Genomic DNA, 20,558 nt, shown 5'->3' with positions numbered 1-20,558 from the left:
GTTAAGTAAACAGATTTTATTTAATTAAATGCTTGTCTAAATTCCAGCGGCGACATATTAGTTTTCTTCCTGAACAAACTACTAAAAGATTGAGCATGTTCAAACCCGAGTTCATAAGCAATTTCGCTTACCGTCAAATCTGTGGTCGATAACTTTTCTTTTGCCTTATCAATCATTTTTCCATGAATGTGCTGTTGGGTGCTTTGACCAGTATGAATCCGAAGTAAGTCGCTCAAATAGTTTGGAGAGAGATTCATTGATTCTGCAATATGCTGAACAGTCAGCAATCCTCGTTGGACAGATCCATTTTCATTAAAATATTGATCAACTAATGCCTCAAATTTCGCCAGTAAGTGATAGTTGTTGTTTTTACGCGTAATGAACTGCCGCTCGTAAAAACGATTAGAATAGTTAAGCAGTAGCTCAATTTGTGATAAAATTATTTCCTGGGTATGTCTGTCAATATGAACACATTCCTTATCAATTTTATTTAAAATTGAAATCAGGTCATCCTCTTCTTCCGCCGAAAGGTGCAAAGCCTCGTTGACAGCGTAAGAGAAAAATCCATAATTGCCAATTGAATTTATCAAAGGATGTTTAAGCAGAAAATCGGGATGGAAGATCAGTAAATATCCAGATCCGCATTCCATAGTCTCCAGATCCAGGTATTGAACCTGATTTGGTGCCGTAAAACTTAAAACCCCTTTGTCATAGTCATAGTGCTGTTGACCGTATTTGATTTTACCTTTTGCTTCCCTTTTCAGCGCGACGCAGTAAAAACGATTTACAAATCCTTTCCAAACCTCGTCTTCAAGGAAAACACTCTCGGCCAGATTAATCACACTCACCAAAGGATGCTTTGGTGCTGGTAATGACAAAAGCCGGTGAAATTCTGAAACAGACTTAATTGAATTCATGATACGAATGTAACTATAAGTATATAATAAGGCGGTATTTTTTCATGCCGCCTTATCAGTAATTAATCAATAAGTCCCATGCTAAACTCGTCATAGGCGTCGCCTGTATCAGTCCCCAAGGGAATAATATTTTCTAATTTTGCGAGATCCGGATCGCTCAGCGCGATGGATGCAGCCGCAATATTTTGCTCCAGGTATTTTACGCGCTTGGTGCCTGGGATAGGGAGAATCCCTTTGCTGATAATCCAGGCTAATGCCAATTGAGAAGCGCTCACCTGCTTTTCTGCCGCCATAACTTCGATAGCCTTGACCAGTTCGATATTCTTATAGAAATGTTCTTCCTGAAAACGTGGAATCGCACGCCTGAAGTCATTTTCAGGCAGATCATCTATGCTGCGTATTTGGCCTGATAAAAAACCACGCCCTAATGGTGAATAAGCAACAAACCCAATCCCAAGCTCCTGTAAAGTTGCCAAGACTCCACGTTCTTCCACAGAACGTTCAAATAAAGAATATTCGCTTTGTACTGCCGTAACTGGATGGACAGCATGGGCTCTTCTGACAGTTTCTGAAGATACTTCCGATAACCCTACGTAACCAACTTTTCCTTCTTTTACCAGTTCAGCCATAGCTTCAACGGTTTCTTCAATGGGGGTAGATTTATCTAGTCTGTGCATATAGTACAGATCAATATAGTCGGTCTTAAGATTCTTTAAAGAGCGTTCTAATGCTTTTTTTACATATTCTTTTTTACCATTGATCGCCCATGTTACTTTGTTGTTATCATCAATTTCCCAGCCGAATTTAGTTGCAATAATGTAGTTCTTTCTGTTGCCTCCAATGGCTTTTGCTATCAGTTGCTCGTTTTTAAACGGACCGTACAGATCTGCCGTGTCCAAAAAGTTACCGCCTAATGCTAACGATCGATGTATCGTTGCAATTGCCTCCTGTTCGTCAGCCGGACCATACATATGCCCATCTTCGAAACCGGTCATTCCCATGCAACCTAAACCAATTATCGGGACTGTCAGTCCCGCATTTCCTAGTGCTATTTTCTTAATTTCCATTTTATTGATATTAACAAATCAAAGATCATGAAGATAGTAGAGGGGGGTGTATGCAAATCCACGATTAGTGTATGCAAAACAAGGATATTATAGGCCTTTGAAAGCGGGAATATGGCATGATCACCATGAGCTGCGTTAGGCAAGGCCGCTTTTCAATAACATCCGGATAAATAATACGCTCAAATGCTGTAACATATTTTCTGTCAAGCTCGTCATACCGCCATACAACTTAAACATGGCGCTTACAATTACGAACCTCTCAAAAAAATACAACGCGAAGACTGCGCTCAGCAACTATTCGATTGAAATTGACAAAGGCGTGTTAGGATTGCTAGGGCCAAACGGCGCAGGTAAATCTACGCTGATGAAGATTGTCGCTACCATCAGTAAGCCATCAGAAGGTACACTTCTTCTGGATGGCGTTAACATCGTCCAGAATCCAGATGCTGTTCGAAAAGTTCTTGGTTATTTGCCCCAGGATTTCGGTGTCTATCCAAACCTCAATGCCTACGAATTTTTAACCTACATAGCAGCCATGAAAGGTATTGGCGGCAAGGAATTAAAACAACGTATCGATATGTTGTTGGAAGGAGTGAACCTGAGTGCAGATGCGAAGAGGCCTATAGGAACCTACTCTGGAGGTATGAAACAGCGTATAGGGATCGCCCAAGCCTTACTTAACGATCCGAAAGTGCTAATTTTCGACGAACCAACGGTGGGGCTAGATCCCGAAGAACGCATGCGATTTAGACAACTTATCGCCGATCTCGCGCAGGACTCCATAATCATCCTTTCCTCGCATATCGTATCAGATATTGAGACCATTGCCGATCAAGTTGCCATTATGCAGGATGGGAAGCTCTTAACGCATGCGCCACAACACGATATTATTAAACAGGCGGAAGGCCGCATATTCGAAGTAATGCTAGGTAATGCTGATTTGAACTCCTTTAAAACCCAATACGAAGTTATCGATACCACACGGCTATCCGATAAGATCAGAGTACGCTATATCAGTACACCCGATCGCATTTTCAAAGCTTCAACTTCGGTAACAGCTACTCTAGAAGATGCCTATCTGTTCCTAACCCGCAAAAGCAGCTAAAATGCAGTATTTTTTTAATATCGTTAAAGCAGATTACATGCAACGAACGCGGAGCTACTCTTTCTTGATCACCCTTGGTGTTACCGTTTTTATGGCCTATTCTTTTGTACCGGCAGACACAGCTAACTACACCACCCTAAGCGCTTCAGGATATAAGGGCGTCAACAACTCAGCATGGGTAGGGTTTGTCTCGGGAATCATGACAACAGTGATGCTGAGTTTTTACGGTTTTCTGCTGGTAAACAGTGGTATAAAGAAGGACGTTGATACCGAAGTAGGACTAATCATCGCGACATCGCCAATTTCCAACTTCAAATACCTGCTCGCTAAGCTGCTTAGCAATTACCTTGTTTTACTTACTATCGCAGGTATCACTTTCCTGGTAAGCATTGGAGTATTCTTTATGCGTGGAAAAGGGTATCCATTTATCCCGACTGATTTCATATTCCCGTATCTGTTTTTTGCAGTGCCTGCACTATTTGTTGTAGCTGCATTGGCTGTAGTAGGCGAAGTATTTCTTGGTAAACGCAATATTTTGCAATTCATCATCTACTTTTTTCTTTGTGGTATTTGTATGGGCTTGATTAATAAGAAAGGCGATCACAATCTCTACGGAGTATTTGACCCCTTTGGCTTAAGTTTGATGACGAAAAGTGTGACACAGTATATCAACATGCATCATCACGAAAATATCCAGGGAATCTCATTTGGCTTTATCTTCAGTGGTCACAGGACATTTAAATATTTTGAGTGGCCAGGACTAAACTGGTCTGCCATATTTCTATTCAGCCGTTTATTTTGGGTAGGTCTGGGAATCGCACTGGTATATATATCGTCACTTTTTTTTCATCGGTTCGACTTTACCGAAACAATAACTAAAAGGAAGAAAAAAAAGGTAACGATCTCTGAGATAGGCCAGGCGACAAATAAATCAGCAGAGTTCAATTTATCGGCTTTACCGATGCTTTCGTTTGACTATGGTATTTTACCGTTTATAAAAACAGAGCTCTTACTGTTGATCAGACAAGGTAAAAGAGGGATGTGGTTGCTGAATGCCGCGATATGGGTAGCTATGTGTGCTGTTCCTCTCAACATCGCTTATGGTTATCTGCTGCCTATCCTTTTATTTCTGCAGGTAACACGTTTCTCAGAATTGGTAACCAAAGAGAAAACAAACAGGATTCATTATTTCGCTTATGCGTCATACAAGCCGGTGTTACGTATGTTACCAGCACAGATATTGGCTGCCATGATTTTGGCAATAACTTTATCTTTGCCCATCATAATCCGCTGCGCGATAAATTCAAATATCTATTCTATATTGAGCATCGTAAATGGTATATCTCTGATCGTTCTTGTTGCCGTGATGCTCGGCATATTGACTGGCGGAAAGAAACTTTTTGAGGTCTTATTTTTTCTTTTGACGTATTCTGTGTTGAACAGATTGCCAATATCGGATTACCTCGGCAGCTTCGCCCATAATACTAACATAACCTTAGTACTGAGTATATTTTCAATCAATATAGCTTTAATTGTGCTTAGCCTGCTTGCAAGAAGTTACCAAACCAGACATCTATAAGGCAACTGAGCGTCTGTGTTAACCAGACGCTCAGTTTTAATTGATTTTATTCCTTAGCCAGGCAATCGGTTTTTTGTTTACTCTTAGCCAGAGCAGGATCAGCTGAATTTTTTGTGATCTCCTGACAAGTGATTTTATTCGCATAACCAGCCTGAGTGCTTACCACACTCACATAGTTGATCTTTCCCTCAACAACGGTTACTTTTAAAGGTGTTGATTTCTTTCCGTTTGATATACCCCCACTGGAAACACTGATCGTATGTTCTCCAGGACTTAAGTCGTGTACAGAAAAAGATTTATTCTTTTGCTTACATACTAATTGCCCATCGATATAAAATGAATAATTAACAGCAGACCCGGTAAATCCCGTCGCACGGATTAAGTAAACCTGCCCACTTGTAGATTGCGAAAATGCAGAAAAAGAGCTGAATAGGCAGAATGCTAGTAGCGAGAATAATTTGATTGATTTCATTTTTTTAGATGATTAAGTTCGTTAAACATGAGTTTGCGATTCTATAATGTTAGCACCAGTATATCGCCCCTTAAAATTAGTGATATTCTCAATAACCTGCTAAAAAAATTATTTTATAACTCATTGTCGCCAATCTGCAATTAATCCACTTTATAAATTATTTTGGATATTTTTGTGTCGAAATACTACCATGTTGAAGACAGACCTGTTCCTCGTTACCCCACCGTTTACCCAGCTGAATACCCCGTATCCGGCAACTGCCTATATTAAAGGTTTTTTAAATACTAAAAACATATCGTCAACACAGGCAGATTTAGGTATAGAGGTTATCCTGGCGCTGTTTTCCAGGAAAGGACTGACTGATCTTTTTTCCTATGCCGACTTAAGCAAACAAGCGAAAAGCCAGAATGCTAAGCGGATCCTTGCTTTAAAAGATGAATACATCAAAACAATTGATGCAGTTATCACATTTTTACAAGGCAAAAGCCCAACGCTGGCTTTGCAGATTTGTCAGGGCGACTACCTGCCTGAAGCTTCACGGTTCAGTCAGCTGGAAGAACTTGACTGGGCATTCGGGTCTATGGGGACACAAGATAAGGGAAAGCATTTAGCAACACTCTATCTTGAAGATATCTCCGATTTTATCATTGAATGTGTAGACCCAAATTTTGGTTTCAGTCGCTATGCGGAACGACTAGGCAGAAGTGCCAATTCATTTGACGAACTTTACAATGCTTTAAATCAGGACTATACCTATATGGACAAACTCCTGATTGATATTCTGGAACAGAAAATTGCGGCTATTCAACCTAAATTATTTCTGATTTCTGTTCCATTCCCAGGAAATCTGTATGCTGCATTCAGGTCTGCACAATATGTCAAACAACGATATCCGGAGATCAAAACGTCTATGGGCGGTGGCTTTCCGAATACCGAATTGCGGTCACTCTCAGATAAGCGGGTATTTGAGTTCTTCGATTACATTTCTTTAGACGACGGCGAATTGCCTGTCGAGCTGATCTACAATGCTATCGTAAATAAGTCGCCCTTTAATCTTTATAAGCGAACTTTCATGTTAGAAAACGGTGAAGTAACATTTAGAAACGACGCGCTAAGAAATGATTATAAGCAGTCCGATGTCGGCACACCCGATTATAGCGATTTGATATTGGACCAGTATATTTCTGTAATCGAGATTGTAAATCCAATGCATCGTATGTGGAGCGATGGACGCTGGAATAAACTGACCATGGCGCATGGTTGCTACTGGGGAAAATGTACGTTCTGCGATATTTCTTTGGATTACATCAAGGTTTACGAACCCGTTGCTGCGAAAATGATCGTCGACAGGATGGAACATTTAATACTACAAACCGGCCAGAACGGCTTTCATTTCGTTGATGAAGCAGCACCGCCAGCACTGATGCGTGAGGTCGCCTTGGAAATTTTACGAAGACAGATCTCTGTAAGCTGGTGGACGAATGTCCGCTTCGAAAAAAGTTTTACCAGAGATTTGTGTATCCTGCTTAAATCATCTGGATGTATAGCAATTTCCGGCGGCCTTGAGGTAGCATCAGATCGGTTATTGAAGCTAATTGACAAAGGTGTTTCTGTTGAGCAAGTTGCACGAGTAACGCGGAATTTTACCGAAGCAGGCATTCTGGTACATGCTTACCTGATGTATGGCTACCCAACGCAAACCATCCAGGAAACCGTAGACAGCCTGGAAATGGTAAGACAACTGTTTGAAGCAGGTGTCCTGCAGTCGGGATTCTGGCATCAATTTGCCATGACCGCACATAGTCCCGTTGGTCTTTACCCGGAGAAATTTGGTGTAGTTAAAGACACAGATGACATTGGTACTTTCGCCAACAACGATATCAATTACACGGATAAAACGGGAATCGATCACGGTAAGTTCAGTTTCGGGTTAAAAAAGTCGCTTTATAATTTTATGCATGGTATCTGTCTGGATTACAAATTACAGGATTGGTTCGATTTCAAAATTCCAAGAGTGATGGTGCCTTCAGACTTCATTGAAAAAGCGCTAAAAGAGGAAAGTATGTTCAATACCAAACCAACAGCGAAAGTTGTTTGGTTAGGAGGGAAGCCTGAGCTTGAAACCTTTACCAAACACAAGAAAGGTCACACTTTTGAAGTGACGACGCTTACTTTTCATGATAAGAAAGAAACGTTTTCAATTCAGACCAATCAGGCAGAAGGAGCGTGGTTATTCGATATCTTGCAACGGATAGGGGTTGCCAATACTCAGGTGCATACTTTTCAGGAAATAAAAATTGATTTCGAAGCAACAATGGAGCACTTTGAATTATTCTGGTATTCTAAACCCATTAATACCCTCAGAGACTTTGGACTCTTAATTTTATAACGTTATTAGCCGGCTAGTCGCTCTGTAGGTGGATTCCCGAATCTTTTCTTAAAAGAATGCGAGAAATGAGCCAGGCTTTCAAATCCTAAGTCCAGATAAATAGTAGATGGTTTTTTATGCTTTGTCTCGATTAGGTGCTTAGCCTCAAGCAGTCTCTTTTCCTGAAGCCAGTGGCGCGGTGCCATATCAAATATTTTTTGAAAGTCCCGTTTAAATCCCGCAAGGCTTCTTCCCGTCAGTTGCGCAAATTTTTGCAGCGGCACATTATAATGAAAATTGCTAATCATAAATTTCTCCAGGTCGATTTTATGAGGCTCAGAAAAATCAAAGAGAAACTCTTGAAGGTTAGGAACTGTATGCAAAAGCAACTGTACAGCCTCCTTAACTTTCAAGATACCAATAGCTTCAGTTATCTTTTCATCAGGATGACGAACATAAGGAAGTATAGATTGGAAGAATGCCGACAAATAGTCGTTTACAGGAATTACAATATTAGGCGGACCTATATATTTTTTATCAAGTTCTATCCGCCCTTCTAATGCGATTTGCCTCAATAAATCCTCTTTCAAACAAATAATGATCGTTTGATAATCTTCGCCGTTCAAGGGCATTTTAGTAAGTTCCCCCAATTGATTTTTTCGAATCAGTAGCATACCACCTTTATCCATGGAAAACTTTTCAGTAGCCGTTTGCATGGTAAAACGTCCAGAGACCTGTAATACCAGCGTAGTGTGTTCCATAAATGCAACCTTGTCTTTCCTTACAGAAGAAAGATAGGCATTAAAGATGATGCCGGGAAGAACTACAGTAGGATTCACCATGATACAAATATATAAAAAGACGGGGCTTTACGCCCCGCCCGTTAACGCTGCAGATAAGTGCTACCGAGTATTTGACCCTGTGCAAAAGTGCTATTTAATAATTCCATTTCCTTCTCATCAAACTGAATCCCCACTGCCTGGATATTTTCCGGCAAACGGGATCTCCGACTCATGCTAACCAATGGCATAATATGCCCACCTTGTGCATTAACCCAAGCGATGGCCAATTGTGTGGGAGAATAACCTTTTTCTTTTGCAAGGCTTTTAAGCACATCAACTTTCTCTAAGTTCTTAATTAAGTTGTCCCCTTGAAAGCGAGAGAAATGTCCATGGTAGTCATCGGCAGCAAGTGGCGAATGCATTTCTCCGGTTAATAATCCTTCAGCGGTATTGGCAAAAGCCACAACACCAATGCCTAATTCTTTTGCAGTTGGAAGAAGATCTTGTTCAATTTGCCTGTCGGCCAACGAATAACCAATTTCCAGTGCCGTTACTGGGTAGATGCTATTTGCTTTTCGCAACTGGTCTGCTGTTATCTCCGAAACACCCAGATAGCGTACCTTCCCCTCAGCGATCAAATCTGCTACTGTGCCAATAATATCCTCCATAGGTACACTATCGTCTATACGGCAAGGCTGATAGAGATCAATAGTTTCGATACCAAGGCGGACTAAAGAATAGTTGATGAAATTTCGGATAGCTATTGGTCGGAGGTCAAGTCCGAGCCACTGTCCCTTATCGAAGATTGCTCCGAACTTAACACTAATAAATGCATCATCTCTTCGACCCTTAATAGCATTCCCAACAAGGAGCTCATTATGGCCAGCACCGTAGAAATCACCAGTATTCAAAAAATTGATGCCGCTATCCAGTGCAGCCCGAATGGTGGCGATACTTTCTGTTTCGTCATTTACAGGACCTCCCCATACAGATGACATGCGCATGCAACCTAATCCAAGCTTTGATACCAAAGGACCATTATGTCCGAGGTTGATTTTAATATTATTTTCCATGATCAATTCTATTTTGTTAAAAATCAAAGATGGCCTGTTTTATTGATTTAGTTTTTCGCGCACGGCTCAATTTACTTGTCTCTACGGCTCAGGGTATATTACAATATAATATCCGCCAACCCTGTATTGCTGGCACATATGTTGCCTGTTACTTAACTATTATGAGCCTGATAAAATTCGAAGAAGTACTCAATGACCTGGTAGATTATTTTTTAATTGGTGACCCTTATTTATTAATGGACTTCAAAAGAAAACATCAATTACCAGATGACCTCATTACAGAGTTCACCACAACAGACGAAGGAGACCGTGTTGTGGAAGAGGGTGTGATGATACCTTTAACCGGCATTAGCAATTACCCCTATACAGTCTATTTCAATTTAAATGGGAACAGCCCAGAGTTATTGAAAGCAGAAAATCAACTGCAATTGCAGCAAGACGGATATAAATTGCAGGTAAAATACGGGGTTATTTATCTGTACACCATTCCTTACCTGCGAAACTTCATAGCGGAACCTTTAGTAACGCTGGAGAAAAGAAGTACACGGATTTCACTACCTAATGGATGGTATAAGTTCGCTGTATTAGCCGGCGAAACTGAACAGGAAACGGGCATGGAGCCCACTTTCGAGTTTATAATAACAGCGGTCTCGGACGAACCTGACTTTACTGCCGACATTCAATATCGCTTCACAATCGACGCATCGGAATATTAATTTACTAATGATAAATAAGTAAATTGCCTGCATGAAATTCCTAGCGTCCCTATTGCTTTCTATTTTCTGCACTGCAAGCATTGCCCAGGTTAAAAAACCTGCACTTAAAATCACCTATAACAATACTGAACTTTATACCCTGGGCAAAGTCTGGGGTTTCATGAAATATTATCAGCCTGCGGTATCGCAGGGTAAATTGGATTGGGACCAGATTCTCCTCAGTACACTGATAGATCCACATAAAAAAACTGTTGGTCAGACACTGGAAATCTGGATAGCACTAGCACAAAACACTAATTATGATGCAGTAGATGTAAAGGGTTTTCCATTTGACTCGCTCGACCTCAGGAACTTCGACCTCAGCTGGATTAAAAAAAATACGCTAATCACCTCAGGACAGAAGAGAACTCTGGAGGAAATGGTTACGCGCCCGGCAGTTGGTAATTACTGGAGTTCTAGTGGCGAAAAGTTATATTATTCTTCAACAACTGAAAAATTCTACCAGCTCAATACCGCCCCCTATAGAATTCTCAATCTTTTTAGAATATGGAATGTAATCAACTACTTTTACCCCTACAAATATGAGCTAGATATTCATTGGGATCAGGTGCTTAAAAATTATATTCCCGCATTTACACTGGCAGAAAAGGAAGCCGACTACCAGAAGGTTCTGACACTGCTCTCAGCAACAATCAATGATAGCCATACAAGTATCGACCCAACCTATAATTATAATGTATTTGGGGCCTTTACCGCTCCATTTAAATTTCAGCTGGGCGGAGACGAGGTAGTTGTCACCAAGATTGTCAATGCCGAAGCATGTAAGGTTGCGGGCATAGAATTAGGCGATGTAATCAGTTTAATCAATGGTGAAAAAGTGGCAGATGTGATCGAGAAATATAAAAAATTCATACCAGCATCAAATTTTGCCATAACAAGACGTGAAGCTTATAATTTTTTGTTTAGCGGAACCGAAACAGTGGTTAATGTGGAAGGTAGGAAGCTTAATGGCGGCACATTACATACATCTTTTAAACGCGTCAAACGTATCTTTTTTCAGGAATGGGATAAAGACGGAATTCCCGATACCAAGCTGGTCTACAAAGACAAAAGCTATCCGTTAACCTACTATGATGAGCAACAAAAAAGGGCTGTTTACGAGCAGACGATCGACCAGATTGGCTATGTAGAATTCTCCATGGTGGAGCCTAAAAAGGTAGATAGCATCATGAAAAATTTTATGGATAAAAAGGGAATTGTATTTGATCTGCGCGGATATAATGACGACGGCACCTTGCTAAAGACTTTTGACTATCTGCTTCCAAAGCCAGTTTTGTTTGGGATCAAAACCCAGCCTTTATTTAATATGCCCGGAAAGTTTGCGTACCGCGATCACATCATCCATGAAACGTATAAATATATCGGAAAAGAAAACCCAGATTATTATAAAGGTAAAGTAGTGGTGCTTATTAACGAATACACCCAAAGTGCTGAGGAATTGTGGGCAATGATATTTAAACAGGTTCCAGGTGTAATCTTCGTTGGCAGCCAAACTGCGGGTGCCGACGGCACTAAAACTACTATAAATATGACCAATGGCGCCAGGATCTGGTTTTCTGGTCTGGGAATTTATTATCCTGATGGCAAAGAAACCCAACGTATTGGTATCTTGCCTGATATTATCGTAAAGCCTACGGTGGAAAGTATCCAAAAAAATAGAGATTTGCTTGCCGAAACAGCTTTTAAAGTAATTTCAGAACCGACTAATTAAGTAACAAAAATGAACTTCGCTCACATGCAAAGAATAACCTGCTTTCTGTATTTGATGTTTTTTGCATGCTTTGCGCAAGCGCAAAGTCAGGAGGGAACTCACCTGCAGGTTTACCAACTAGGTGAACGTGGCCTGTTACTCAACAAAGGATGGGTTTATCGTACTGGTGACAATGTAGCATACGCAGATTCTGGAATGTCTACAAAGACCTGGAAGTCGGTCGATCCAACGGTCAATATTCCGGATCTCCCTGAGGAGTTAAGATCGGGCATTTGCTGGCTTCGCTTAAAGTTCAGTGTGCCGAAAAATTTGCAGCGCACTGCAGGAATAACCTTGCGAAGTGCCGGAGCCATCGAAGTCTATTTAAATGGAAAACTCATTGGAAAGCGTGGCCTGATAGATCCTATAACAAAAGACGGCAAAAATTACCTCGACCGAGTCAATCCTATCGAACTGCCGCTAACGAGTTCTGGTGATCAGGTACTTGCAATCCGCTACGCAAATCAACAAAGCATGGCTTGGGTTGGCGGATATACACTTCCACCTTTTCTGTTCGCGCGCTTAACAAACACGCCACAACTGATTAGGAATATGAGTTATTTTCAAAATACTGATGCCGGAGCTAGTGTTGCTATCGGGATTCTGACCTTACTTGCATTGCTGCATCTTATCTTCCTGAAGTACAATCCCAGCCAACGAGCCAACCTGTATTTTGCCGGCTACGCACTTTTATTTGCACTATTCCTTGTAGGTACCATCATCTCTACGCATGCACAGTTTATGGATCGCCAGGTGTTTACGCTTTTTCTAAACATTCTTTTTTACATCATAAGCGTGCTATTTGCGATCAAGGCGCTTTATACGCTCTTCAATTTTAAAACACATTGGCATTTACTTGTACTTACGCCACTTTGTCTTTTTCTTGGCCTATTGGGAGCTTTCGATGAGCATACTGATGCTATTCCAATTACGCTGGTTGCACTCTTGCTCACCTGTGTTCAGCTCGCATTAACCGTTAGTGCAGTTTACCATAAAAGAAGAGGTGCATTGATTGTAGCAACGGGTTTTCTCGTGGGTCTTGTCGGAGTCTTCTGTTACGTGTATATTATTTATACTTTCAAGTCTACACCTGAGTTATCTTTTATCGTATCTACGAGTCTTGCCATGCTCGGCCCACCCTTGGGGATCTCTTTTTTCTTGGGTAGGGAATTTGCGTTGGACAGCCAGATGCTACAGTATAAATTGATCGAGGTTGAAGAGTTGTCTAAAAAGAGTCTAAAACAGGAACAGGAAAAACAAGAGCTGTTGGCCAGTCAGAATGAGATCCTGGAACAACAGGTACAGGAGCGTACACATCAATTAAGTCAGTCGTTGACCCATTTGCAACAGACGCAGGACCAATTAATCCAGGCTGAAAAAATGGCCTCACTTGGCGAGCTCACAGCAGGTATAGCACACGAGATTCAGAATCCGCTTAATTTCGTCAACAATTTTGCCGAGGTAAGTCAGGAGCTGATAGAGGAGATGGAAACGGAACTTAAAAATGGAGATGAAACAGAGGCAATGGCCATTGCCGCAGACATCAGACAAAACCTTGAAAAAATTCACCACCATGGCCAGCGTGCTGATTTTATCGTAAAGGGAATGCTTCAACATACCCAAAGCAGCACCACTAAACACCAGCCGGAAGACATTAACCTGCTGGTGGAAGAATATAGTAAGCTGGCTTATAACGGGTTTAGGGTAAAAAACAACACCTTCCTTGCTACCATTAATAAGGAGCTAACTGTGCCACTTCCGTTAATTCCTATCTCTGCACAGGAGATTGGCAGGGTCCTCCTGAATATTTTCAACAATGCGTTCTACGCCCTGTACGAAAAACAAAAAAATAGCGATGGTTTTATAGCCGTACTATCGATACACACTATGATACAACAGACATCTGTCGAAATTCGTATCTCAGACAATGGTACAGGTATCCCAACAGCACAGCTTGACAAAATTATGCAACCTTTTTTTACGACCAAACCAACAGGAGAGGGAACGGGATTAGGTCTGTCATTAAGCTACGACATCATCGTTAAAGGACATGGAGGGCAGATTCATGTTGAATCTATACCAAATCAGGGTGCAACATTTGTGATCTCACTGCCTTTGCAATCAGTTTAGGCACCCTGGCCGATGTTAATCATCAGGCCACCATCCATGGCGTATGTACTTCCGGTAACATAGTCTGATTCGGCAGAAGCAAGAAACACAGCAAGGAAACCGATTTCTTCTGGCTGTCCGGCACGGCCCCAGGGGATGTTTTTCTCCGCTTTCTTCAAAGCTTTTTTGTCGTCAATCGCTTTCTGATTCATTGGTGTCATAATCATGCCGGGAGCAATATTATTGACGTTAATGCCAAAAGGGGCAACCTCCAGTGCCAGCGTACGCATAAAATTTCTAATGCCAGCCTTTGAAGCATTATAGTCTGCATTTCCGGGTGCATTAATCTCTTCATGTACTGATGAAATATTGATGATCTTTCCAGGCTTCTTTACAGCCTTGCGATGCTGCACAAATTTCCGACTGCAAAAAAACGTGCCATAGAGATTTGTTTTTATTGTTTTGTCAAAAATAGCCGTTGTCATTTCATCTACAGGAATTCCTGATCCATTTACGCCGGAGTTATTTACCAGGATGTCAAGTCCTCCGAAATCTGCAATAACCTTATCCAGTTTCTTCTCGCTATCTTTTTCTGAACTAACGTCTATTTTAATGAGTATTGAGTCTGGGCTGAGTGTCTGCACTTCTTCAAGGGTTTCCCTGGCACCTTCCTGATCACTGTGGTAACACACGATAACCTTGGCGCCTTCACGTGCAAATGCAATGGCAATACCCTTTCCTATACCTGAGTCTGACCCCGTTATCAGGGCAATTTTATCTGCTAATTTCTTCATCTTAAATTCTATCCAATTGTTTGTCAAGTTCCAGAGCCGCACTGATGAGCGCAAGGTGCGTGAAAGCCTGCGGGAAATTACCCAAATGCTCACCACGTTTGCCGATCTGCTCGCTAAATAACCCCAGATGATTGGCGTAGCCCGTCATCTTTTCAAAATATTCCAATGCTTTATCTGTTTGTTTATGTTTTGCCAACGCTTCAATGAACCAAAAGGAGCACATATTGAAAGTTCCTTCCTCACCTTTCAAACCATCCTTCATTTTCTTGTTGTCATACCTGTACAGTAACACATCTGTACTTAATTCTTTTTCAATGCGTTCGAGTGTCGACACCCAACGTGGCTCATCAGGTGTAATAAAATGTACCAGCGGCATCAGCAGGGCAGAGGCATCTACAGTGTCCGCTCCTTTATACTGCACCCAGGCACCCAACTTTTCATTCCAGAAATCATTATAAATGTTGGTGTAAATCTGATCCCGCACTTCTTTCCATTCCACGGCGGGGTAGGGAAAGGAGCGATCAACCGCTATTTTAATTGCGCGGTCCATGGCCACCCAACACATCAGCCTGGAATGCAGAAAATGTTTTTTGCCGTTTCTAAATTCCCAGATCCAATGATCCGGTTTCTTCCAATCTCTGATGACGTGCTGAATATGCAGTTCTATCGTCTGCCACAACTCGTGGTTGATCTTGGCGTGGTTTTTATTATAAATATAGATCGTATCGATCAGTTCACCATAGATATCAAGTTGTAATTGTGCCCCTGCAGCGTTCCCGATACGTACAGGTTTAGTTTGCTCATAGCCCTCCAGGTGTTTTAATATCGTTTCTTCCATTACCTCCGCTCCGTCAATAGCGTAAACCAAATGAAGTTGCCTGGCTGTAGACCGCTCGTGGATCCAACCCAGAAATTTGGTTGCTTCCTCTGTAAAACCCAATCTGAGAAATGCATACATGGTAAAAGCGGCATCCCTGATCCAATTAAATCGATAGTCCCAGTTGCGATCACCTTTAATACTTTCGGGTAAACCAAACGTTGGTGCGGCCACCATAGAGCCATGTGTTGCAGAAGTAAGCAACTTTAGGGTGATCACAGAGCGGTTCACAAGTTCCGTCCATCTACCTGAGTAAGTCGATTTACTGATCCACATCTTCCAGAAATTAACCGTCTCCTGGTAAGTTCCTCCGGTATAGAATCCGATTTCCCGTAAGTCATCAGTATCTGCCTCCTTTAATGATTCAAGTACTATAGTACAACGTTCACCCTGTTTGATAGTTACTTCTGCGTAACCGGTTCCTTTTTTTATGTTCAGCGGAAAATCAGCCAGTAAACGCGCCATAGTATTTCCGTCGTTAATAGCTGTAAAAACAAGTTCCTGTTTATTCTTTTTCTCTAGTTTGTGAGCTACATTGGCATAATCGAAGCGTGGATCGCAATGGATCTTATAGGTAACATTCCCCCGAATTGTCTTAATATGCCTTACAATTGCACAGATGCTGTTCTCAGCAAATCCCTTTACCGGCATATAGTCGGTAATTTCGGAAATGCCATCGTCAGAGAAAAAACGCGTTAGCAACACTGCTGTGCCTGGAATATATAGTTGCTTGGTTTTACAGTTTTCCATCTGAGGAACAATCTTAAAGCTGCCTCCATTTTCCTGATCAAGTAAACCAGCGAATAATGTTGGGGAGTCAAATTCTGGAAAACACATGAAGTCTATCGATGCTTCCAGCGAAACCAATGCAACGGTCTTCATATTTCCTATAATACCATAATCTTCTATTGGAAGGTAACCTGATGTATTGGCCATAGCTAAGTAACCGAAAAATGCTGCTTAAGTTTTTCCGATTTATGAAAAGGATTCTAAACAAGCATGGCCAATCAGTGTTAACTTAGCAACTTAAATGCTAGATCTCTGTTATGGAACCTATAACTACTGCGCTGTTCAGTGCCTGCCGTACCGGCGATTTACCCCTGTTAACGGAAATTCTGGAGCAGTCGGTGGATCTCGAAGTAAATGATGAAAAAGGTTTTACACCGCTCATTATTGCTACATATAACCATCAGGTGCAGGCAGCAAAACTGCTATTGGAAGCCGGAGCGAATGTAAATGGACAAGATGCTGGTGGCAACACAGCATTGATGGGAGTTGCATTTAAAGGTTATCATGATGCCGCAGCATTATTGATCAGCTATGATGCTGACCTCGACTTGCAACACGGAAATGGCGGAACAGCCTTAATGTTTGCTGCGATGTTCGGGAGAAACGATCTTGTAAAATTGTTACTCGATAACGGAGCAAATGCGCGGATTAAAGATTCACGTGGACTTGACGTGTACGATCTGGCCATGCAGCAGGGTAATAAAGAAGCCATGAGCATGCTGGAGCAAGCTGGATAATAATCTATTTCTCTTATTGCCAATTCCGTACCCCAACCCGGGGCTGGGTTTCCATTGCCTTATTCCGCCTACCTAAAACAGAGGCTCACAGCTCCGTAATGATTCAATTGCCCTTTTACGAACTTTGATAGCTAAAACAAATTTCGATCAACTTTACAACAACACTTTGAAAAAGAAGGATATACTCTGGATAATACTACTATAATGCGCCGCTTTAATAGCTGTGTTAGCGCTGCTTTAACTCAGGGTTGACGTGGCCAGGAGCCGGGTCGAGGGGGCGTCAACCCCGGGTCAATGCCGGCTCAAAGGGGCGTCAAAATGCTTCTTAATTGCTTGCTAACTGCTTGCTAATCGCTATGTATATGAATGTTGTCCTATACGCCATCGGCCTGAAATTGCGACAAAAGAATGAGGTAATGGGCACAAAAAATGCCGGCTCCTTGTGCAGAAGCCGGCATATGTACCCGTGAATTGGCTGGCTTTACGCCGGCACTTTCCTGGGTTTTTCACGCTCCCAAAAACGGTGTTGCGCAATAGCCACTATAAATTGTTCAGACAACTTTTTAGCGTTGCCACTTACTACTATGCCTTCACTAATCACACTGTCATCGCTAAAATCAGGCGGAAGTTTCTTGCTAAAATAAGTTGCCTCCAAAACCTGCATAGCTTGTTCATCAGCCGCAATGGCTTTGCAGTGTTTAAATGCCTCATTAAGGAAATGAATTGCATCGGCTTCTGCCTCAATCGTTGCTACACTATTAGTGCCTCCGGGAACATAGACTGCATCAAACAGTACTGATGCCGCCGTCAGAAAACTTTGGTCCACATGAATTTGCTTGTCGTTCTCACTTACAATATAGCCCAACCTCGGCGCTATCACTTCAACTACTCCACCTTGCGCAACAATAGCATCTTTTACAGTATTTAACGATTTCTCATTTACCCCATCTGCCGCTAAAATAGCCACCTTCCGGGTCTTAATACTATCTTTAACCGTATTGGCCATACTTAAAGCTTCAGATTTAAGTAGCGAACTTTCTACCTGTACAGAGCGGTACGCCTCGGGATCTGCATCCGCAGGGATACTCTGGTTAGTAAACTGCTCAGGATGCTGTGGAACATGCATGCCCAAGCCATATGCTACCGCTGTGGCGATACCATCATCAATTTGTGCCAGAATACCCAGCATCCGCTCTCTGATTGCTAAGGTCTTTACTTTACCCAACTCAAATGTTAGTGCGTCGATGATGTGATTTTTCTCAGGATCGGACTGACTGTTAAAGAATAGTCTGGCCTGACTAAAGTGATCGAAGAAACTGTCACTTCTTTCACGAACTTTTCTTGCGTCTATACGTTCAGAATAAGACACAAAGCCCCCGTCAGCAGCCTTCGCCTGCGCCGGTTCGTTATTCGCTATGGTATTCGGGTTATAGCTACTTTTCCCGCGATTAATCGTCTGACGCATATGGCCGTCACGTTGGTTATTTGTTACTGGAACCACAGGTCGGTTAATGGGAATTTCATGAAAATTCGGGCCTCCTAAACGCAATAACTGTGTATCGGTATAAGAGAACAACCTTCCTTGAAGTAATGGATCATTGGTGAAATCAATGCCTGGCACTACATGCCCCACGTGGAATGCCACCTGTTCGGTTTCAGCAAAGAAATTATCCGGATTCCTATTCAGGGTCATTTTGCCAACACGTTGCACCGGAACAAGTTCTTCAGGAACAAGCTTAGTAGGGTCAAGCAGATCGAATTCAAATTTATGTTCGTCTTCTTCAGGAATCACCTGTATCCCTAATTCCCATTCTGGAAAAGCACCGCTTTCGATAGCATCCCACAAATCCCTGCGATGGAAATCCGGATCTTTACCTGAGATATTTTGCGCTTCATCCCAGGCAACAGAATGCACACCCAGAAGTGGTTTCCAGTGGAACTTAACAAATGAAGCCTTACCGGCGGAATTAATCAGTCTAAATGTATGAACGCCGAAACCCTCCATCATTCGGTAGCTCCGGGGTATGGCCCGATCGCTCATTACCCACATAATCATGTGCGCTGACTCGGGCATCAACGAAATAAAATCCCAGAAGGTATCATGAGCAGATGCTGCCTGAGGCATTTCGTTATCTGGCTCTGGTTTAACCGCATGGATAAGATCCGGGAATTTAATCGCATCCTGAATAAAAAATACTGGTATATTATTGCCTACAAGGTCAAAATTTCCTGCCTGAGTATAAAATTTGACTGCAAAACCCCTCGCATCGCGGGCAAGATCGGTAGAACCTCTGGAGCCGGCTACAGTTGAGAAACGAACAAAAACAGGCGTTTCTGCCGCCACGTCATTCAGGAAATCTGCACGTGTAATTTCCGACAGCGATTCATACACCTTAAATACACCATGTGCTGCCGATCCGCGTGCATGAACAATTCGCTCTGGGATACGTTCATGGTCAAAATGTGTGATTTTTTCCCGAAGCAGAAAATCTTCAAGAAGGGTAGCACCTCTCGGACCTGCTTTTAGCGAATTTTGATCATCATTAATTCTAAGACCGTGGTTATTGGTCAAATGTGTACCAGCAGGGTCGACGGTATTTTTAGAAAGGTCATCTACTTTTGCGTTTGATAATGGTGTTACCGCTGTAGCGGGAGTCTTTTTTGTTGCCATATCTTTAAATGCTTATGCTTCTTCCGCAGCGTTATAGTTAACTTCATTTTCGGCAATATCTGTTAACAACAAATCTGCTTCTTTCTCTTCAGCGAGTGTTTCTGCAAGGAGATCTGCTACATCGTTCAATCCAAGTGTAATGGCTAGTTGGTTTAGACCGCCATAGGTAGAAATCTCGTAATGCTCTACTTTCTGTGAGGCCAGGATAATACCCACGTCCCGCGTTGCTGTTCCTGCTTCGGTGCTTTCGACAATGCTTTCACCTTCTTTGGAGATGCCTTCCATGGCGTCACATTTTTTTGCCTGTGGCTTCTCACCAAGTAGCTCAAATACCTGTTCCAATCTGGAGACCTGTGTTTTCGTTACCTCCAGATGATCCGCGATTGCTGCCTTCAGCTTTTCAGAACTTGCAGCCTTTTCCATCTTAGGCAATGTTTTTACCAGATGATTTTCTGCCCAGTAAATGTCTTTAATGCCATCCAGAAACAGTTCCATTAAGGCAGGTTCTGTTTTTGGCGAAGCCTTAGTTGTAAACTTAGGTTCGCCTGATGATTCTTTTTTCATAGGTTTAAGTATTTATGTTTCTCTTACGTTGGTAGACGCAGGGTTGCAGGGTCAACGCCTGAGCGCGATAATTGTTTAAGAAAAGATCGGTGCATAAGATATATTGCGGCAGACCTCCAGCAAGCGCC

16 protein-coding genes are annotated in these 20,558 nt (G+C 42.1%); 7 read left to right on the top strand and 9 right to left on the bottom strand.

Translation table 11 applies throughout. From position 1 onward, the window contains the following. Window positions 1–20 precede the first annotated feature (20 nt). Together CLV32_RS16035 and CLV32_RS16030 are read right to left on the bottom strand one after the other, a co-directional pair. A complete protein-coding gene (locus CLV32_RS16035; RefSeq protein ID WP_133557361.1) occupies window positions 21–917 on the bottom strand; it encodes a helix-turn-helix domain-containing protein in 897 nt (298 codons plus the stop codon). Window positions 918–979: 62 nt separating this feature from the next. Then, window positions 980–1,912, bottom strand: coding sequence for an aldo/keto reductase (locus CLV32_RS16030; protein ID WP_243732335.1), 933 nt, complete (start codon window positions 1,910–1,912; stop codon window positions 980–982). A gap of 307 nt (window positions 1,913–2,219) precedes the next feature. On the opposite strand from CLV32_RS16030, the gene CLV32_RS16025 reads away from it, so the two are divergent. Together CLV32_RS16025 and CLV32_RS16020 are read left to right on the top strand one after the other, a co-directional pair. Next, window positions 2,220–3,089 (top strand): ABC transporter ATP-binding protein, encoded by an 870-nt coding sequence (locus tag CLV32_RS16025; protein WP_133557357.1) that lies wholly within the window; start codon window positions 2,220–2,222, stop codon window positions 3,087–3,089. A 1-nt stretch (window position 3,090) separates the two neighbouring features. Next, on the top strand, window positions 3,091–4,668 hold the full coding sequence (locus CLV32_RS16020) for a hypothetical protein (protein WP_133557355.1): 1,578 nt from the start codon (window positions 3,091–3,093) through the stop codon (window positions 4,666–4,668). Between the two features lie 46 nt (window positions 4,669–4,714). Here CLV32_RS16020 and CLV32_RS16015 read toward each other — a convergent pair whose 3' ends face one another. Next, a complete protein-coding gene (locus CLV32_RS16015; RefSeq protein ID WP_133557353.1) occupies window positions 4,715–5,140 on the bottom strand; it encodes a DUF2846 domain-containing protein in 426 nt (141 codons plus the stop codon). A gap of 190 nt (window positions 5,141–5,330) precedes the next feature. Between CLV32_RS16015 and CLV32_RS16010 the strand changes: the two genes are divergently transcribed. Continuing rightward, the gene (locus CLV32_RS16010) at window positions 5,331–7,529 is read left to right on the top strand and encodes a B12-binding domain-containing radical SAM protein (protein ID WP_208111030.1); all 2,199 of its coding nucleotides are present in this window, start codon (window positions 5,331–5,333) and stop codon (window positions 7,527–7,529) included. 5 nt (window positions 7,530–7,534) lie between these two features. Here CLV32_RS16010 and CLV32_RS16005 read toward each other — a convergent pair whose 3' ends face one another. Continuing rightward, a complete protein-coding gene (locus CLV32_RS16005) occupies window positions 7,535–8,350 on the bottom strand; it encodes a helix-turn-helix domain-containing protein (protein WP_133557351.1) in 816 nt (271 codons plus the stop codon). A 41-nt stretch (window positions 8,351–8,391) separates the two neighbouring features. After that, window positions 8,392–9,363, bottom strand: coding sequence for an aldo/keto reductase (locus tag CLV32_RS16000; protein ID WP_133557349.1), 972 nt, complete (start codon window positions 9,361–9,363; stop codon window positions 8,392–8,394). A 161-nt stretch (window positions 9,364–9,524) separates the two neighbouring features. Between CLV32_RS16000 and CLV32_RS15995 the strand changes: the two genes are divergently transcribed. The 3 genes from CLV32_RS15995 to CLV32_RS15985 are packed head-to-tail and all read left to right on the top strand — an operon-like array spanning window position 9,525 to window position 14,019. Then, the gene (locus CLV32_RS15995) at window positions 9,525–10,079 is read left to right on the top strand and encodes a hypothetical protein (RefSeq protein WP_133557347.1); all 555 of its coding nucleotides are present in this window, start codon (window positions 9,525–9,527) and stop codon (window positions 10,077–10,079) included. Between the two features lie 31 nt (window positions 10,080–10,110). Next, window positions 10,111–11,850: a S41 family peptidase gene (locus tag CLV32_RS15990; protein ID WP_133557345.1), complete on the top strand. Its 1,740-nt coding sequence runs from the start codon at window positions 10,111–10,113 to the stop codon at window positions 11,848–11,850. Between the two features lie 24 nt (window positions 11,851–11,874). Beyond that, a complete protein-coding gene (locus CLV32_RS15985; protein ID WP_166641956.1) occupies window positions 11,875–14,019 on the top strand; it encodes an ATP-binding protein in 2,145 nt (714 codons plus the stop codon). Here the strand turns inward: CLV32_RS15985 and CLV32_RS15980 are convergent. Together CLV32_RS15980 and CLV32_RS15975 are read right to left on the bottom strand one after the other, a co-directional pair. Continuing rightward, window positions 14,016–14,792 (bottom strand): SDR family NAD(P)-dependent oxidoreductase, encoded by a 777-nt coding sequence (locus CLV32_RS15980; RefSeq protein WP_133557341.1) that lies wholly within the window; start codon window positions 14,790–14,792, stop codon window positions 14,016–14,018. The two genes, CLV32_RS15985 and CLV32_RS15980, sit on opposite strands and share 4 nt — an antisense overlap. 1 nt (window position 14,793) lies before the next feature. Beyond that, a complete protein-coding gene (locus CLV32_RS15975; RefSeq protein ID WP_133557339.1) occupies window positions 14,794–16,605 on the bottom strand; it encodes a glycoside hydrolase family 15 protein in 1,812 nt (603 codons plus the stop codon). A gap of 110 nt (window positions 16,606–16,715) precedes the next feature. Here CLV32_RS15975 and CLV32_RS15970 point away from each other — a divergent pair, with 110 nt between their 5' ends. After that, window positions 16,716–17,195 carry an ankyrin repeat domain-containing protein gene (locus tag CLV32_RS15970; RefSeq protein ID WP_133557337.1) on the top strand — a complete coding sequence of 160 codons (480 nt, stop codon included), beginning with the start codon at window positions 16,716–16,718 and terminating at the stop codon, window positions 17,193–17,195. A 481-nt stretch (window positions 17,196–17,676) separates the two neighbouring features. Here CLV32_RS15970 and CLV32_RS15965 read toward each other — a convergent pair whose 3' ends face one another. Beyond that, window positions 17,677–19,866, bottom strand: coding sequence for a catalase (locus CLV32_RS15965; protein ID WP_133557335.1), 2,190 nt, complete (start codon window positions 19,864–19,866; stop codon window positions 17,677–17,679). A 12-nt stretch (window positions 19,867–19,878) separates the two neighbouring features. Beyond that, entirely contained in the window at window positions 19,879–20,430 is a 552-nt protein-coding gene (locus CLV32_RS15960; RefSeq protein ID WP_133557333.1) for a YciE/YciF ferroxidase family protein, read from the bottom strand. Between the last annotated feature and the right edge of the window lie 128 nt (window positions 20,431–20,558).

It is taken from the genome of Pedobacter duraquae (assembly GCF_004362245.1).
Classification (GTDB): Bacteria; Bacteroidota; Bacteroidia; order Sphingobacteriales; family Sphingobacteriaceae; genus Pedobacter; species Pedobacter duraquae.
Note: the sequence above shows the minus strand (reverse complement) of the source record. Positions and strands in the feature narration are given on the sequence as shown.